14 protein-coding genes are annotated in these 16,648 nt (G+C 46.0%); 10 read left to right on the top strand and 4 right to left on the bottom strand.

Features of this window, described 5'->3' with window-relative positions:
• The first annotated feature begins 3 nt into the window (after positions 1-3).
• From DN730_RS13440 to DN730_RS13430, 3 genes are read left to right on the top strand one after another with little or no spacing between them, the layout of a single operon-like run.
• Positions 4-2,040 (top strand): NADH:flavin oxidoreductase, encoded by a 2,037-nt coding sequence (locus DN730_RS13440; RefSeq protein WP_115468663.1) that lies wholly within the window; start codon positions 4-6, stop codon positions 2,038-2,040.
• Between the two features lie 37 nt (positions 2,041-2,077).
• Positions 2,078-2,842, top strand: coding sequence for an electron transfer flavoprotein subunit beta/FixA family protein (locus tag DN730_RS13435; protein ID WP_115468662.1), 765 nt, complete (start codon positions 2,078-2,080; stop codon positions 2,840-2,842).
• A gap of 16 nt (positions 2,843-2,858) precedes the next feature.
• Positions 2,859-3,791: an electron transfer flavoprotein subunit alpha/FixB family protein gene (locus tag DN730_RS13430; RefSeq protein ID WP_115468661.1), complete on the top strand. Its 933-nt coding sequence runs from the start codon at positions 2,859-2,861 to the stop codon at positions 3,789-3,791.
• A 1-nt stretch (position 3,792) separates the two neighbouring features.
• Here DN730_RS13430 and cpxA read toward each other — a convergent pair whose 3' ends face one another.
• Both cpxA and DN730_RS13420 read right to left on the bottom strand, forming a co-directional pair.
• Complete coding sequence (gene cpxA, locus DN730_RS13425; protein ID WP_115468660.1) at positions 3,793-5,211, bottom strand: envelope stress sensor histidine kinase CpxA; 1,419 nt, start codon at positions 5,209-5,211, stop codon at positions 3,793-3,795.
• Positions 5,211-5,900, bottom strand: coding sequence for a response regulator (locus DN730_RS13420; protein ID WP_115468659.1), 690 nt, complete (start codon positions 5,898-5,900; stop codon positions 5,211-5,213). Before DN730_RS13420 ends, cpxA begins: the two co-directional genes overlap by 1 nt.
• 180 nt (positions 5,901-6,080) lie before the next feature.
• On the opposite strand from DN730_RS13420, the gene DN730_RS13415 reads away from it, so the two are divergent.
• The 3 genes from DN730_RS13415 (at position 6,081) to galU (ending at position 9,357) form a co-directional block, all read left to right on the top strand.
• A complete protein-coding gene (locus DN730_RS13415; RefSeq protein WP_115468658.1) occupies positions 6,081-6,590 on the top strand; it encodes a Spy/CpxP family protein refolding chaperone in 510 nt (169 codons plus the stop codon).
• A 288-nt stretch (positions 6,591-6,878) separates the two neighbouring features.
• The gene (locus DN730_RS13410; protein WP_115468657.1) at positions 6,879-8,165 is read left to right on the top strand and encodes an MFS transporter; all 1,287 of its coding nucleotides are present in this window, start codon (positions 6,879-6,881) and stop codon (positions 8,163-8,165) included.
• Between the two features lie 358 nt (positions 8,166-8,523).
• Positions 8,524-9,357 carry a UTP--glucose-1-phosphate uridylyltransferase GalU gene (galU, locus tag DN730_RS13405; protein ID WP_115468656.1) on the top strand — a complete coding sequence of 278 codons (834 nt, stop codon included), beginning with the start codon at positions 8,524-8,526 and terminating at the stop codon, positions 9,355-9,357.
• 69 nt (positions 9,358-9,426) lie between these two features.
• Here galU and DN730_RS13400 read toward each other — a convergent pair whose 3' ends face one another.
• Positions 9,427-10,218, bottom strand: a complete 792-nt coding sequence (locus DN730_RS13400) for an inositol monophosphatase family protein (protein WP_115468655.1) — start codon at positions 10,216-10,218, stop codon at positions 9,427-9,429.
• Between the two features lie 241 nt (positions 10,219-10,459).
• Here DN730_RS13400 and DN730_RS13395 point away from each other — a divergent pair, with 241 nt between their 5' ends.
• Positions 10,460-11,182 (top strand): RNA methyltransferase, encoded by a 723-nt coding sequence (locus DN730_RS13395; protein ID WP_115468654.1) that lies wholly within the window; start codon positions 10,460-10,462, stop codon positions 11,180-11,182.
• 102 nt (positions 11,183-11,284) lie between these two features.
• On the opposite strand, the gene gndA is transcribed toward DN730_RS13395, so the two are convergent.
• The gene (gene gndA / locus DN730_RS13390) at positions 11,285-12,811 is read right to left on the bottom strand and encodes an NADP-dependent phosphogluconate dehydrogenase (protein WP_115468653.1); all 1,527 of its coding nucleotides are present in this window, start codon (positions 12,809-12,811) and stop codon (positions 11,285-11,287) included.
• A gap of 496 nt (positions 12,812-13,307) precedes the next feature.
• Between gndA and DN730_RS13385 the strand changes: the two genes are divergently transcribed.
• The 3 genes from DN730_RS13385 to DN730_RS13375 all read left to right on the top strand — a co-directional run bounded on the left by DN730_RS13385 (position 13,308) and on the right by DN730_RS13375 (position 16,633).
• Positions 13,308-14,864 carry a phosphoenolpyruvate carboxykinase gene (locus tag DN730_RS13385; protein WP_115468652.1) on the top strand — a complete coding sequence of 519 codons (1,557 nt, stop codon included), beginning with the start codon at positions 13,308-13,310 and terminating at the stop codon, positions 14,862-14,864.
• A 112-nt stretch (positions 14,865-14,976) separates the two neighbouring features.
• Complete coding sequence (locus DN730_RS13380) at positions 14,977-15,759, top strand: TatD family hydrolase (protein ID WP_115468651.1); 783 nt, start codon at positions 14,977-14,979, stop codon at positions 15,757-15,759.
• Positions 15,752-16,633: a sugar nucleotide-binding protein gene (locus DN730_RS13375; RefSeq protein ID WP_245957968.1), complete on the top strand. Its 882-nt coding sequence runs from the start codon at positions 15,752-15,754 to the stop codon at positions 16,631-16,633. The genes DN730_RS13380 and DN730_RS13375 overlap by 8 nt, the downstream gene beginning before the upstream one ends.
• Positions 16,634-16,648 lie beyond the last annotated feature (15 nt).

The following is a 16,648-nucleotide window of genomic DNA, read 5'->3' as shown; positions in this document are numbered from 1 at the left end:
GCCATGTCGAATGATCCTCTGTTGCAGCCCTATCAGCTTAAACATTTAACGCTTAAAAATCGCATTGTTATGACGTCCCATGAGCCTGCATATCCAGAAGACGGGATGCCAAAGGGGCGTTATCTCGCCTATCACGCCGAGCGAGCTAAAGGTGGTGTCGCAATGACGATGACGGCAGGATCCGCAGCGGTGTCAAAAGACAGCCCTCCAGTATTCAACAATCTGTTGGTTTATAAAGATGAGGTTGTGCCATACCTTAAAAATCTCACAGATGCCGTCCACGAACACGATACCGCTATCATGATCCAGTTGACCCACCTTGGTCGTCGTACGCGATGGGATAAAGGTCATTGGTTGCCTGTTGTGTCTGCGTCACATGAACGCGAAGCGGCGCACCGAGCATTCCCTAAGAAAGCAGAAGACTGGGATATCGAGCGCATTATAAAGGATTACGCGGATGCTGCCGAGCGGATGAAGGCCGGCGGTATGGATGGCATTGAACTCCAGGCTTATGGCCACTTGTTAGATCAGTTCTGGTCGCCGTTGACCAATTCGCTCGAAAGCCCATACGGGGGATCATTGAGCAATCGTATGCAGTTTACGTTTGACGTGTTGTCTGCCATACGTGAACGAGTCGGCCCAGATTTCATTGTGGGTATGCGTTATACCGGTGATGAAATGCTTGAAAATGGTATTAGCCCAGAAGAAGGGTTTGAAATATCACATCGTTTGAAAGCATCCGGAATGGTGGATTTTTTAAATGTGATTCGAGGACATATTGATACTGACGCTGCGTTAACGGATGTGATTCCAATTCAAGGTATGGCCAATAATCCGCACTTGGATTTCGCAGGTGAGATGAAAGCGGCAACAGGTATGCCTGTTATTCATGCGTCTAAAATCCCTGATGTTGCAACGGCACGTTACGCTGTTGCCTCGGGCAAAGTTGATTTAGTCGGCATGACCCGCGCGCACATCACTGACCCGCATATTGTTCGCAAGATAATCGAGAAGCGCGAAGAGCAAATCCGACCCTGTGTGGGGGCTAATTACTGCCTAGATCGCATCTATCAGGGGGGCGAAGCGTTATGTATTCATAATGCGGCCACAGGGCGTGAGCAAACTATGCCTCACACGATCGCTAAAGCGGATGTGTCTAAAAAAGTGGTCATCGTTGGCGCAGGGCCGGCGGGTTTAGAAGCGGCGCGTGTTGCAGGAGAGCGTGGTCATCACGTGGTCGTACTGGAAGCCGCTAACGTTCCCGGTGGGCAAGTGTTGCTTACATCGCAAAGTGAACGGCGCAAAGAGATGATGTCGATCATCGATTGGCGCATGGCCGAATGTGAGCGCTTAGGTGTGACGTTTAAGTTTAATACTTGGGCGGAAGCCGATGAAGTAAATGCGGAAAAACCAGATGTTGTCATTATAGCGACAGGCGGGCTGCCAGACACTGATGTTTTAGCAAAAGGTAATGAGCATGTTGTGTCTACGTGGGACATTATTTCCGGTGATGTAAAACCAGGGAAAAACGTCTTAGTGTATGACGATGCAGGGGATCACGCTGGCTTGCAGGCGGCTGAAATTATCGCGCGTTCTGGGGCTAAGGTCGAAATCATGACGCCGGACCGGTCATTCGCTCCAGAAGTCATGGCAATGAATCTAGTGCCTTATATGCGTAGCTTACAAGCCTTAGACACCACATTCACAGTGACGTACCGATTGCAGGCATTAGAAAAAGATGGATCGGTTCTGAAAGCTCATATTGGCAGCGATTATGGCGGCATTTCTCGCGTGAAAGAGTTTGATCAGGTGATTGTGAACCACGGCGTTATTCCCCTCGATGAGATTTATTTTGATCTCAAGTCGAATTCATCCAACCACGGTGAAATCTCTCATGATCAACTGATAGAAGGTCATCCGCAAAGTGTTGTACGCAATAGCGAAGGAACCTATCAATTGTTCCGTATTGGGGATGCCGTCGCAACGCGCAATACCCATGCCGCGATCTACGACGCACTTCGATTGGTTAAAGATCTGTAACGTATGAGTCCTATGGGCAATATGAAGGGAGATAAACATGAAAGCACTAGTCGCTGTAAAGCGCGTGATTGATTACAACGTAAAGCCTCGACTGAAGTCTGATGGCTCGGGTGTAGATCTGACAAACGTAAAAATGTCCATCAATCCGTTTGATGAAATAGCGGTAGAAGAAGCGATTCGGCTCAAAGAGGCAGGTAAGGTCTCAGAAGTGGTTTTAGTCTCTATTGGTTCGAGCAAGTCGGAAGAAACGATCCGAACAGGGTTAGCGATGGGCGCGGACCGAGGTATTTTAGTTAATACGGGCGATCCGGCCATCGAGCCGTTGGCGGTTGCGAAAATCTTAAAGTCGATCGCAGAGTCGGAACAAGTTGGCATTGTGATTGTAGGCAAACAAGCCATTGATGATGATTGCAATCAAACGGGGCAAATGTTGTCAGCTTTGCTGGATTGGCCTCAAGGAACGTTTGCTTCCGTTGTGGATATTCAAAGTGCTGATAAAGTCCTCGTCACCCGTGAAATTGATGGGGGGTTGCAAACCCTTGAGCTGGACTTACCAGCGGTTGTGACAACGGACCTTCGTCTTAATGAGCCTCGTTTCGCATCATTACCCAACATAATGAAAGCGAAGAAAAAACCAGTTTCTAAAGTATCGCTTGCCGATTTAGGTTTACCTGAAAACTTTATTGAGCCAAGACTAATCGTACAGAAAACGGAAGCGCCTGAAGTACGCCAAGCGGGTGTAAAAGTAGCGGATGCAGCAGAGCTGATTGACAAGCTGCGTAATGAAGCAGGCGTTTTGTAAGTAGGAGATACGTCTAATGAAAGCATTATTGATAGCAGACCATGATAACAACCATCTTTCAGAGCAAACGGCTAAGGCACTTTCGGCTGCGTCCCAGTTAGGGGCTGTAGATGTCTTGATCATGGGACATGACTGCACGGAAGTAGCGAGCCAAGCGGCGTGTTTATCTGGTGTAGGGCGTGTATTACTTGCTGAGCATGAAGCGCTCAAGCATCAGCTTGCCGAACCCTGTGCGGAGGCTATTTTGTCGATCGCATCGGAATATCAAGCAATTGTTTCGGCAGCGTCTACCACAGGTAAAGGCGTGTTGCCTCGCATCGCGGCCAAGCTCGATGTCATGCAAATTTCAGAGGTGATTGAAATATTGGATGAGAAAACTTTTAAACGCCCTACGTATGCTGGAAACGCGATTCAGACGGTTCAATCAAATGACTCGATTAAGGTGCTAACCATACGTACCGCGAATTTTGCGACCACTGAAAATGCCCCAACGAGTGCCGAAGTGGTTGCGTTAGACATCACGCTGGGTCAACAGAGGTCGGTGCATATCTCGGATAAAGTTTCCGATTCAGAACGACCAGAGTTGCAGTCAGCGAAAGTGATTGTATCGGGTGGGCGAGCGCTGGGTTCGCAAGAGAACTTTAACGCAACGATTTTGCCTGTAGCAGATAAGCTGGGCGCAGCCGTTGGGGCTTCACGAGCGGCGGTTGATTCAGGCTTTGCTCCAAACGATTGGCAAGTCGGCCAAACCGGTAAAATTGTTTCGCCTGATCTCTACGTGGCGTGCGGTATTTCGGGTGCGATTCAGCATTTAGCGGGTATGAAAGACTCTAAAGTTATTGTCGCTATTAATAATGATGAGGATGCACCAATTTTTCAAATTGCGGACTATCGTTTAGAAGCTGATTTATTTGAAGCGCTCCCAGAAATAACTCGACTATTGTCATGAGTTAAATAAGCGGCAATTCAATCACGATCTTTAGGCCACCTAAATCACTTGAATGTGCGTGGATGCGACCATTGTGCTGCTGAATCGCGCTTTCGGTGATGGCGAGTCCTAGCCCTGTCCCTCCACTGTGCGGATCACGTGCGGTGGAGACCCGATAAAATGGGCGAAAAATAGATTCACGTTCATCTTCCGGTACGCCTGAACCATCATCTTCTACGGTAACTGTGAGTAAGTTACGATTGTCTTTCATATCAACGTTTACACTGGATCGACTGTAGTAGATCGCATTACGAACAGTATTTTCTAGTGCGCTAATGAGTAACGGTGGGTAGCACAGGATGTTCCGATCAGGGATGTTGGAAAATGTTAGAGATTTCCCTGTTTGCTCTGCTTCGTATTGCGCATCGTCCAATAAAGCTTCCCATAAACTTTGCAGGGGTTGCTTCTCACGCTTCTGGTGACTGTCAACTTGCATGCGAGATAGCTCTAGTAAATGGCTGATCATTGTTTCAAGGCGTTGGGTTTCGGTTTCAATGCGTTCAAGTTCAGGGCTGCTACCTTGCTTTCGCTTGGCAAGGGAGCTGGCCATGCCCAGTCGAGTCAGCGGCGAACGTAATTCGTGGGAGATGTCAGAAAGCAGTCGTTGTTGTCGCGAGATCATTTGATTTACTGCTTCCACCATCTTATTAAAGCTCGCCCCTGCTTGACGAAACTCAGCACTGCCACGCTCTAGACTCGGGTCAATATTGAGCTCCCCCCGAGCGACGCGTCGAGCCGCTTGTTCAAGGCGTCGGGCGGGTTGACTGAGTGCCCAAGCTAACCATAAGAGAAGCGGGGTGCTGACCAGCATTGTTACTAAAAGCAATTGGATAGGATGATCAAAGAGTTGCAGCAAGAAACTAGGTGGGCGTCTTGAATTGATGCCAATATAGAGCTGGTAGTTTTGCTTCGCAAACTGGATTGGAAGCGGCCCTGCGATAAGAAATTGGCCATACAATCGTTGTTGTGGGATGCCGCTGTCGTCAATGTTGGTTACGAAATTGCGCAAAGCCTGTTCTTTCATTGAGCGTCGTTCTTCTGGCGCAATGAGTTGGCCGTCAGGTGTGGTAATGAAGAAATCCGCTCGTTCAGCGGGTTGAGGGTGTTTGTCGTGTTCATGTCTATCATCCCGCTTTGGGCGGTCGCGGGATTCTCGCCTTAACTTCTGTGCAATCAAGTAAACATTGGATAGTTGAGCAAAACGATTTTGGATGTTATCCCGAGTCTGTAGGAGCTGTTGATAACGCTCTTCAGGGATGACGGTCATTTTTCGGGGATCAAAGTGTTGGATGGATAACACGATGATCAAGACTAACAACATGGTAAACCAGAACGTGGCAAATATGCGGCCGTATAGGCTTGAAATGGAGGGCATTCGCATTAAGAACCGCCTTCCGTTAATAGGTAGCCACGACCGCGTAACGTTTTAATGCGTGCGTTGCCATTGCTCCAATTAGGTAGCTTTTTTCGTAGGTTTGAGACATGCATATCGACAGCTCGATCAAAAGGAGTCAGTCGTTTGCCAAGTACTTCCAGGCTGAGAGTGTCCTTGGTAATGGTTTGACCCGGATGCAAAACGAAGTGGTGCAGTAGGGCAAACTCAGTACCAGTGAGATCCATAAGCCGATCATTGCAATAGGCTTCTAGCTTGCCTGGGAAAAGCTTTAGATCAAAGTATTCAACAGTATCCGCTTGCGGAGTTGTTTGTCGGGTTTGCGCCCGTCGTAAGATGGCGCGGATTCGGGCTAACAGTTCTCGTTCGCTAAATGGTTTTGCCAGATAGTCATCCGCGCCAAGTTCTAAACCTATGACTCGATCTATTTCTTCCCCTTTAGCCGTCAGCATTAATACGGGTATGTCAGAGTGCTGTCGCAATTGTCGTAGTGTCTCAATGCCATTTAATTTGGGCATCATGACATCAAGCAATATTAGATCGATGGTTGAAGACAGCTTGGCCAACCCGGATTCACCATCGTGCGCAACTGACACAGTGATACCTTCGTATGAGAAAACCTCTGAGAGTAGTTCTGTCAGTTCTACGTCGTCATCGATTAAAAGAATATGTGTCATGGTTGTCTCACGTTCAGTAGCCGGTAAATTGCGCGTTTCTAGTTTACTGAGAAACTGCTAGCTGTGTCTGCTCTTTACGTTATTTTACCTTCGTTAGACGTCGGTTTACGCTACAGCGGCTAATCTAACCTCAAGTGCAGAACGCACCCTGAAAACCCTATTAGCCTTGAGGTGAATGATATGAATATGAGTAAAAGAGTATTAGTTGTAATGATGGCATTGCCGCTGTTAGTTGGGTCTGTTGCCTATGCAGATGGCGAACATCGAGAAGGCGGACATTACGGGGGAAAAGGTGGTAGCGCTTGCGGTATGCATGGTGTGATGGAACAACTTAATTTAACGGACGAGCAGAAAGCAGAAATGAAGGCGTTGCGAGAGTCTGGTAAAGAACGTATGCATGCCAAAGGCTCGGACGATAACCGGAAAGCTCATCATGAAAAAGTCGACAAGTTGATTATGGCCGAACAGTTTGATGAGGCACAGGCACAAGAAATAGCAGATGAAATGGCATCCATGCATTCTCAGAGAATCGTGCAACGGTTTGCTAATCAACATCAAATGATGAGTATTCTAACTCCTGAGCAAAAAGAAAAGTGGTTGGAGCTGAAACAAGGCAAAGACTCCATGGAGTGTGATCGCAAGAAGGGGCGAGATAAACACCATCACGATATGCGAAAAAAACATGGTTAATCGTTAAGAATTTGTAGTGCAAACGGCTTCGAGAAAGGGCAGCGTTGACGCTGCCTTTTTTGCGTTTACGAGAACACGATTTATGAAAGAACATGGGCTAGGAATGCGATGATTAAAACTTCCTTATTAGGTGTGTGTTTTTGAATGATTTTAACGCTAATTAGGGGTTTTATTTTGGGTCTAAATCTCCTAACGTACTACACTTTATTTCTCTGGTAATCAGAGCACTTTAATGTACTTATCAGCGCATTTTTATCCCATTTCAGACAAATTGGACAAATAGACTACATGTTTAAGCAAACCCTACTGCCAATCTGGAGCCTCTTATTCGGAGTCGCCATCATTACTATGGCCAGTGCTTTACAAAGCTCGTTGATCGGTATTCGTGCGTCTATTGAGTCATTTAATACGACAGCTACTGGTTTGATTATGTCGTCTTATTACGTTGGCTTTATATTGGGCTCGTTGCTGGTGCCGACATGGGTGAAAAATGTCGGCCACATTCGGGTGTTTGCAGCCGTAGCATCGTTAGCTTCCATTACTATTTTGATGCAGTCTGTCGTGGTAGAAGCCTGGTTCTGGATGCTGATGCGCATGGGGACCGGCTTATGTTATGCAGGGCTTTTTATTGTGACGGAAAGCTGGTTGAACGCCATTGCATCGAATACTACTCGTGGGCGTCTGTTTTCCATTTATATTATTGAAATTTGGGCAGCCCAGACATTAGGTCAATTTTTATTGAACGCCGCATCGCCAAGCGGCTATGACTTGTTCATTTTGACATCTGTTTTAATTTCCATGGCATTGGTGCCATTGTTATTGGTGCGTACACCTTCTCCTACGATTGAGGTGCCAGAGAAGCTTAATTTGATTGGACTTGTGAAAACTGCGCCGCTTGGGGTGACGGGTGCCTTTATTGCAGGCGTGACATCGGGTGCAATATTGGGTTTAGGGGCACTTTACGCTAAGTCAATTGGGTTGAATATTGCCGAGATCTCCTTGTTTATTGGCGCGAGTTACGTTGGCGGTATGTTGTTACAATGGCCTATAGGGATGTTGTCTGATCGCCAAGATCGACGAGTAACCATTCTTGTAGTTTGCTTGGTGGGTGCTATTACCGCGTTAGTAGTGCCTTTAGGAAATAACATGGGAAGCGTAACGGTGATGATGGTGGGGATGTTCTGTGTCGGAGCGTTCACTTTCCCTATGTATGGCTTGTCTTCGTCTCATGTAAACGATCAGTTGCGTCCAGAGCAGGTATTGTCGGCAGGCAGTGGATTGATCTTATTAAATGGTGCCGGTGGGGTGTTAGGCCCTGTGATTGCATCTGCGGTAATGGATATCTTTCATATTGACGCTCTGTTTATGTTCATTGCATTGATGAACTTGTTTGTCGCTGTGTTTGCGATTTATCGTATTCAAAACAAACCGCCAATGGTTGTTGAGGATCAAGGTGACCATGTCAACGTAGGCTTGACCGTCTCGTCAGTCGTGGCATCTGAGATGCTCGTTGAAGCGGACTCAAACTCTCCTGCTCCAGAACCGGAGTCTCATGAGGTAGAGATTAAACTATAGCGAATCTGCTACTGTGGGTTTTTAATGCGCAAAAGCATCGTTGAATAATCCGCTTTTGCGCATTGTTTTCCAAAGGGCCTTACACCCTTACACTGTCATATTATTTGGATATAACTTTAAGTATTAGGTTTCTACAAATACAAGTCTGTGTTTTTGATAATGCTTTGTTGGCATGATCCGTGCTTCGGTGAAGAGGCTGTTTTAAAAGAAACATTTAGTTAGGTAGGGGCTTATCTATCCCTAGCTGTTATCCAGATATGTTATTCAATATGTCATAGGATCAATGTTATTCTAATTTGGTTTGCCGTGCTTTATTCGTTTTAGGCGACCCTCGTATCGGTTGTATAAGGAAAAAATTATGATTCGTAAATGTTTGTTCCCGGTTGCGGGCTATGGAACGCGCTTTTTACCAGCGACAAAGTCTATGCCTAAAGAAATGCTACCTGTTGTTAATAAGCCTTTGGTGCAATACGGGGTTGAAGAGGCAGTGGCGGCTGGTTTAGATAATGTAACGTTCGTAACGGGACGAGGTAAGCGGGCAATAGCGGACCACTTCGATATTAGCTATGAGCTAGAGCATCAAATTGCGGGCACGGCTAAAGAAGAATACTTAGAAGGTATCCGTAGTCTAATCGACAATGTTAATTTTTCGTTTACGCGCCAACACAATATGTTGGGGCTTGGGCACGCTATTTTGACCGGTGAGCCTTTGATTGGAGACGAAGCGTTTGGTGTGGTTTTAGCCGATGATTTATGTATCGGTGAAGACGGTGTGAGTGTGATGGAGCAAATGGCGAAGCTATACAAACAATTCCGCTGCTCGATCGTTGCGATTCAAGAAGTTCCTGAAGATGAAGTGCATAAGTATGGCGTGATTGCAGGCGATTCCATGATGGAAGGTCTATTTCGCGTCACAGATATGGTGGAGAAGCCAAAGAAAGAAGATGCGCCATCAAACCTTGCGATCATCGGTCGTTATATTCTAACGCCAGATATCTTTGATAAGATTCGCGAAACGCCGCCAGGGGCGAATGGAGAGGTCCAAATAACGGACGCCATTTTACGCCAAGCCAAAGAAGGCTGTGTATTAGCGTATAAATTCAAAGGTCGTCGCTTTGATTGTGGTAGTGTTGAAGGGTTTGTGGACGCGACGAACTACTGCTTTGAGCATTTTTACAAGCAGTCTAAATAATACTTATTGTTTGACCTATTCGGAAATAAAAAAGCCAGCATCAAATGCTGGCTTTTTTATTGAAAACAATTACTTGCTTAAATTTTTGTTGAGCAGGGGTAGTAGAGATTTAAATAGACGAGCGTTAGCGCAAAGAACGTTGCCACTTTCGTAATTCGGTGACCCGTCAAAGCCTGCAAATAGGCATCCCGCTTCTTTTGCAATAAATAGCGGCGCTTGAACTTCCCAATCACGTAGCTCCAATCCCCATGCGGCATCTAGACGACCCGCAGCGACGTTGGCGAGCATTAAAGAAGGCGCATCTTGGATGACAGCTCGTGCGCCTTTATTAGCAATCTCGTTAAGGACTGCAAATTGGCCAGCAGCATAAGGAACGGTCGATTCTGTACCAGGGAATTGAGTACCAACAGTGGTACCTTCTAGCGCGCGTGCATTGCCCGTGCGGATACGAGAATTGTTTAGGTATGCACCACGACCTTTGCTAGCATAAAACTCATCGCGGGTCATCGGATTTAGGACAATCGCGTGTTCCACTTTACCCGCAACGAGGTAACTTAATGTCATCACGTAGCCAGGTAGACCGCGTGAAAAAAGATGCTGCCCTTGGATCGCATCGATGATCCATTCCCCTTCTGAACCTTCTTGTACGGTCCCTTGTAGACGGGTTGTGATGGTGTCTGCTGGGTAAGCTTTTGCTAAATGATGGACGATGCTTTTTTCGGCACCCGTACATACGTTGTTGTAGACTTCGGTTGCGTTTGAACCTTGCTCTTTATCGAACAATAATTTTTCTTGCGTATGAATGATGAAATCTGCAGCGGTACGCGCTGCTTTCATTGCGACATTAATTCTAGGTTGCATGAGATACCAATATAATACAAATAGGGCAGTCCTTACCCAATGATAGGTAAAGAGTTGCGGTTAAAGTGTTAAAGAGCGCGCCAGACGGAATCGTCAGCGATATGGGCGCGAATTCTAGCCCAATTATCGATGCTAAGCCAGTTATTAAATGGTTAAATTCTGTTCAAAATGTATCCTGTGAATCAATATTTGATACCATAACGGCCTTTAAGATTGATTTACTTTCGTAATAAGGCTCGACATGCACCAAAATATAAAAATTGTACTAGTGAATACCTCACATCCAGGCAACATTGGCGGCGCCGCGCGCGCGATGAAGAATATGGGGTTGGCAGATCTAGTACTGGTGGAGCCAAAGCAATTTCCTGACCCAGAAGCCGACAGTCGTGCGTCCGGTGCAACGGACATTTTAGAGAATGCGACGGTTGTTGCTACTCTAGAGGAGGCGGTTGCTGATTGTCAGTTGGTTATTGGTACCAGTGCTCGAGAACGACATATTCCTGTTACGTTGGTCGATCCTCGCCAAGCGGCGGAATTGGTTTTTAGTGATACGTTAAAGACAGCATTTGTCTTTGGTCGAGAAGATCGTGGTTTGACTAATGAAGAATTACAGCGCTGTCACTACCATGTTCATATTCCATCGGTAGAAGAATTTAGCTCGCTCAATCTGGGAGCCGCGGTTCAAGTCATTGCTTATGAGCTACGTATGCAAGCGCTGAGTTTAAAAGGTGGGCCTATTGTAGAAAGTAAGTGGGATGTACCTGCAGCCACGGCTGAACAGCTTGATTACATGCTGGAACATTTAGAGAAAGTACTTGGGGATATAGAGTTCTTGGATCCGAAGGCCCCTCGACAAGTAATGACGCGCTTTCGACGCCTATATCAGCGCTCACAGCTTGATCAACAGGAAGTCGGTATGCTCCGTGGTATGCTTACTGCCATTGAAAAGCAGACGGCTAAGTAGTTGTAAAGGGCTGCTGCTAATTTGGTCTTAGTTCAGCCCAAATAGAAAAGCCCACACTATACTCATGTAATAGCGTGGGGCCTTATGAAATAAAGACGATGTCTATTTTACTTTTGTCTCTGGTCGACCTTTTTGTTGCCAATGAGTATGAAATTTGACGCCAGGCTCTGCATCAATGCGCTCATAAGTATGGGCACCAAAGTAGTCGCGCTGTGCTTGCAGCAAGTTGGCAGGAAGTACCTCCGAACGATAGCCGTCAAAGTACGCTAAAGCTGAATAGAAAGAAGGTGTTGGTATGCCTGACTGAGCAGCTAAAACGACGGCGTCGCGTAGGCCTTTTTGCTTATTGGCCATTGCATCGGCGAAATAATCATCTAACAAGAGGTTTTCTAAACTGTGATTCTTATCGAAGGCGTCAGCAATTTTCTGTAAGAATGAAGCGCGAATAATACAACCACCACGCCAGATCTTCGCGATATCCGTGAAATTAAGTGTCCAGTCGTACTCGGTTTGCGCAGCACGCATGATTTGGAAGCCTTGTGCGTAAGCGCAGATTTTCGCGCAATACAGTGCATTCTCGATGGCCTTCTCGACAGCTTCTGCATCTATTTCTGAGCTTTCTACTTCAGCGGTTAAAAAGCCCGCCGCCTTTTCACGCTCTGCGGTGAGTGTACTCAAGGCGCGAGCATAAACAGATTCACTAATAATGCCTGCTGGGACGCCCATCTGTGTTGCGCTAATTGATGTCCATCGTCCAGTACCTTTTTGTCCAGCGCTGTCTAAAATCATATCGACCAACGGTGCCCCAGTTGCACCATCGTACTGTTGTAAAATATCAGCACTAATTTCGACTAAATAGCTATTCAGAACGCCTTCATTCCATTTTTCAAATAGTTTTCCGATTTCTGCTGGCTCATAGCCAAGCAGTGAACGAAGTAAATGGTAGGCCTCACAAATAAGCTGCATGTCTGCGTATTCGATACCATTGTGAACCATCTTGACGTAGTGGCCGGCACCGTTGGGGCCTAAATATGCTGTGCAGGGCTCACCTTCTTTAACGGGCTTTCCAGGAATACGAGTTTCTATTGGTTTTCCGTCGACATCAACTTTCGCTGCGACGGCTTCCCACATAGGTTGCAAGTATTTCCAGGAGTCTGCGTCGCCGCCCGGCATCAACGAAGGTCCGAAACGAGCACCCACTTCTCCCCCCGATACCGCTGTTCCAAAGAACTTAAACTTGTCCTTGTAATCACGTTCACGACGGATCGTGTCAGTCCACTGGCTGTTGCCGCAATCTACCACGATATCGTCCGGAGCAAGGCCTGCTTCAATAAGACTTTGGCAAACAGCATCCACAGGGTTGCCTGCAGGGACTAATACAACAACGACGCGTGGGCTTACGAGTGTGTCGAGCATTTGTTTGAGGTTGTCGCAACCAATGATTCTCGCTTCATTGATAGAGTCGGGGCGTTCAGTTGCTTCAGTACTAAGAACGTCTTGGACTTTATCGTTATCAAGATCAAAACCTGCAACGCGATAACCATGGTCGGCAAGGTTAAGAGCAAGGTTTTTGCCCATGACACCGAGTCCAACGAATCCAATGTTGCAGCTCTGATTCACGTTTTGCATAGCGTAAGGTCTACCTTTGTTTAGAACAGGGGAAGGTTAGAAATAATCCTACCATTGAGCAGGCGGAGGTGCCTGTAGATGGTGAGTGCCTAAAGTTTAAAAATTACGGAATTTATTATTATGAGCACGATAATCATCAGAAATCGCGGCAGTTTTTCTAATAATAACGTATTAATGGCTGCGTATAAATCTAATTTCTTTTTCAATATCGTCATAATTAGCCATACATTTGAGTAGCAAAAAAACAAATATGTAATTTTTTTACATATAAATAGGCGAGACCATAATGCTAACAGCGGCTGTAAATAGCTCAAAAAATGTAAAAAAACTTATAAAACAATTGCTTGCACCTACATGAGTGAGTGATAAAAATGAAATAAAATAACACTTCGTTATATCAATATTTTTTTTTAGATTGTTTTGTTAGTATGTATTCTATCCCTTTTTACTAACTGACAAGAACATTGAACCTTTTTGTTCAGAGGACTACAGCAACATGAACACCAGATCAGACGACCACACTATTTTACGTAACCTTCCTACTTCTAAACTCGTAGAGTTTGCGATTGCAGATGGTGAAGGCGTGCTAGCGGACTCAGGAGCACTGGTTGTAAAAACAGGTGCACGTACGGGTCGCTCTCCAATGGATCGTTTTATCGTTGAAGAGGATACGACGAAAGACTCTATTCACTGGGGGCCTGTTAACCGCCCATTTCCAGAAGAGAAATTTGCCCCACTTTGGGAGCGAGTTGAAGCGTATTTAGATGCTAAGAAGTCGTATTTGTCAGATGTTCATGTCGGTGCAGGTGATGATTACTATATTCCTGTTCAAATGCGAACAGAAACAGCTTGGCAGCACTTGTTTGGCCGCAATCTATTTATCAATCCAGAATCATACAACCCAGCTGATAAAGGCGAGTGGCAGATTCTAAACGTGCCAACATTTGAGTGTCAGCCTGAGCGTGATGGCACCAACTCTGACGGTTGTGTCATTCTGAACTTTAAAGAGCGTAAAGTCCTGATCGCAGGCATGCGCTACGCTGGTGAAATGAAGAAGGCAATGTTCTCAGTACAAAACTACCTGCTTCCAGATCACGACGTCCTACCGATGCACTGTGCAGCAAACGTTGGCTCAGACGGCGACGTAACCTTGTTCTTTGGTCTTTCTGGTACAGGTAAAACGACATTGTCTGCCGATGAATCTCGTTTTCTAATTGGTGATGATGAGCACGGTTGGGGTAAAGGCACAGTCTTCAATATCGAAGGTGGGTGTTACGCTAAAACAATCGATTTGTCTGAAAAGAATGAGCCCGTTATTTGGAAAGCGATCAAATTCGGTACGATTCTAGAAAACGTTGTGTTAGACGAAGAGACTCGTACCGCTGATTACACAGATACATCTCTGACGCAAAATGGTCGTGCTGGCTACCCACGTCTTCATATTGATAAGCGTGCAGAAGGCAACCGTGCGGGAGAGCCAAAAGCGGTTATCTTCTTAACATGTGATTTAACAGGTGTTTTGCCTCCTGTTTCTGTCTTGAGCAAAGAGGCGGCGGCATACCACTTCTTGAGCGGCTACACAGCGTTGGTTGGTTCAACAGAAATGGGTGCAGGCAGCGGTATTAAATCTACTTTCTCTACGTGTTTCGGTGCGCCATTCTTCCCACGTTCAGCGGACGTTTACGCAGATCTATTGATGAAACGTATCGAAGAATTTGGTAGCAAGGTTTACTTGGTCAACACTGGTTGGACTGGTGGTGCACATGGCAAAGGTGGCAAGCGTTTCAGCATTCCTACCACTCGTGCAGTGATTGCTGCTATCCAATCTGGAGCTCTAGCAAATACTGAGACGACACACTTGGATCAGTTGAACGTAGATGTTCCTGTTGCGGTCGAAGGGGTAGATAGCGTGCTACTTAATCCGCGTGATACTTGGGAAGATAAGGCCGCTTATGATGAGCAAGCAAAAGGCTTAATCACTCAGTTTGTAGAGAACTTTAAGAAGTTCGAAACTGTCTCTGAAGATATTGTTAACGCTGGCCCGAAGCTTTAATTTAGCTTTTACAGTTGTCTTTACGAAAAAGCCGCGCATTGTGTGCGGCTTTTTTACACTCCCATAGTTCTCTACTCTAGAGACTTTTTATGTGTTCATGTAATCTTTCCTGATGTACACAGACAGCCATTGCCATTTAGATTTCGCATGTTTCGACGATATACTGGACTCGCTATTGTTAGACTGTGCCCAGTCCGATGTTAATTCGTTTATTGTGCCGAGTACAACGGCAGCGTCTTGGTCCAAAGTGGTGGCGTTACCGCATCGTTATCAACAAATCTCGATTGCCTTGGGGTTGCATCCATATTTTTTAGAACAATATGAGGATAGTCATCTATCCCTCTTAGAGCAGATTTTGTTGAATACCTCTGTGGTTGCAGTCGGTGAGATAGGTTTGGATAAATGGCCAAATATGCCCGCCTATAGGTTGCAGGAGCACGTGTTTATCGCGCAACTTGAACTTGCGCAAAGTCATCGATTGCCCGTCATTCTCCATGCGCGTAAAAGTGAAGATGATTTGTTAAAGTATATACGCCAGCTTCGATTCACCCAAGGTGGGATCGTGCATGCCTTTAACGGCAGTTTGCAGCAAGCTCAGCAGTTCGTTGAGTTGGGCTTCGTTATTGGTGTTGGTGGCACAGTTACATACCCTAGAGCAAAGAAAGCTCACCGGGTACTTAGGGCATTGGACGACTCGGATTATGTGTTAGAAACGGACTCTCCAGATATGCCTCTTAAAGGCTTCCAAGGGCTGGTAAATACTCCCAAAAATATTCCGTTGGTAGCGGAGTGTGTTGCGAGCCTACGGGACCAGTCATTAGAGCAAATCGCGCATGACACTCGCGTGAATTTACAACGTGTGTTGCCAAACTGGCATGAGGTTGAAGTTGACTAAACAAAATGACATTAATGCGCCGATGAAGGTTGTATTACTTGGCAGTGATACAGAATTAGGGCGAGCGATTCGTAACTATTATGATAATGACTTTGATTTTGACTGGTTGGAAACACCGTGTGATGACGTAATTTCTATCGTGTCTTCCTCGGTATTAGACAGCTTTTACTGTGATGCCATAATTGATGCTTACTCACTACGAAGCGTAACGCAAGACGAGTACACCGAGTATCTCCAATTGTTAGAAGGTGTTGTCGCCCGTAAAGCGTGTCCGCCTTTGTATATGCTGAGTGGAGTGCAAGTATTTCTTGGTGATAAAGAAGCGTCTTACTTGGAAACAGATGAAACAGATGGTCGCAGTCGTCACGCTAAACGGTTAATTCAAGCGGAAAATATTGTGTTGTCATCAGACAGTAACATCGTGCTGCGCACTGGCTGGTTGTTTAGTGGGACGCAAGACGACTTTGTGTCGAATACTATTAACCTGGTGAAAAAAGGTGCAAAAATAGAATTTCATGACACCGCTATCGGTTGTCCAACGCCCGTCACAGATGTGGCAAGGGTTTTGCTTTCTGTTGTTAAGCAGCGCCATTATGGGGCGCTGAATACCGGAATTTATCATTATTGCTGTTCTGAAGAGGTGAGCTGGATGGGGCTCGTAGAAGCCGTATTGACGACATCCAGTCAATTTGATGCGCGGGCGCAAAATGCGTTGGAGAATATAGGGGACACCGCATCTGCTTTAGAGATGGCAGTGGATGTGAAGCGCCAGTCTTTATCGTGTCGTAAAATATTTAATCATTTTGGGATTAAGCAGCGTTCTTGGCGTCCTGTTCTACGAGGACTTATTAAAGAAATGTATCAGCGTGCCTGAAAAGTAGAAGGCAAA

Origin of the sequence: Marinomonas piezotolerans (genome assembly GCF_003362755.1) — a bacterium.
Taxonomy (GTDB): domain Bacteria; phylum Pseudomonadota; class Gammaproteobacteria; order Pseudomonadales; family Marinomonadaceae; genus Marinomonas; species Marinomonas piezotolerans.
The sequence above is the reverse complement of the archived record's forward strand: the minus strand, read 5'-3'. Positions and strand labels throughout refer to the sequence as shown.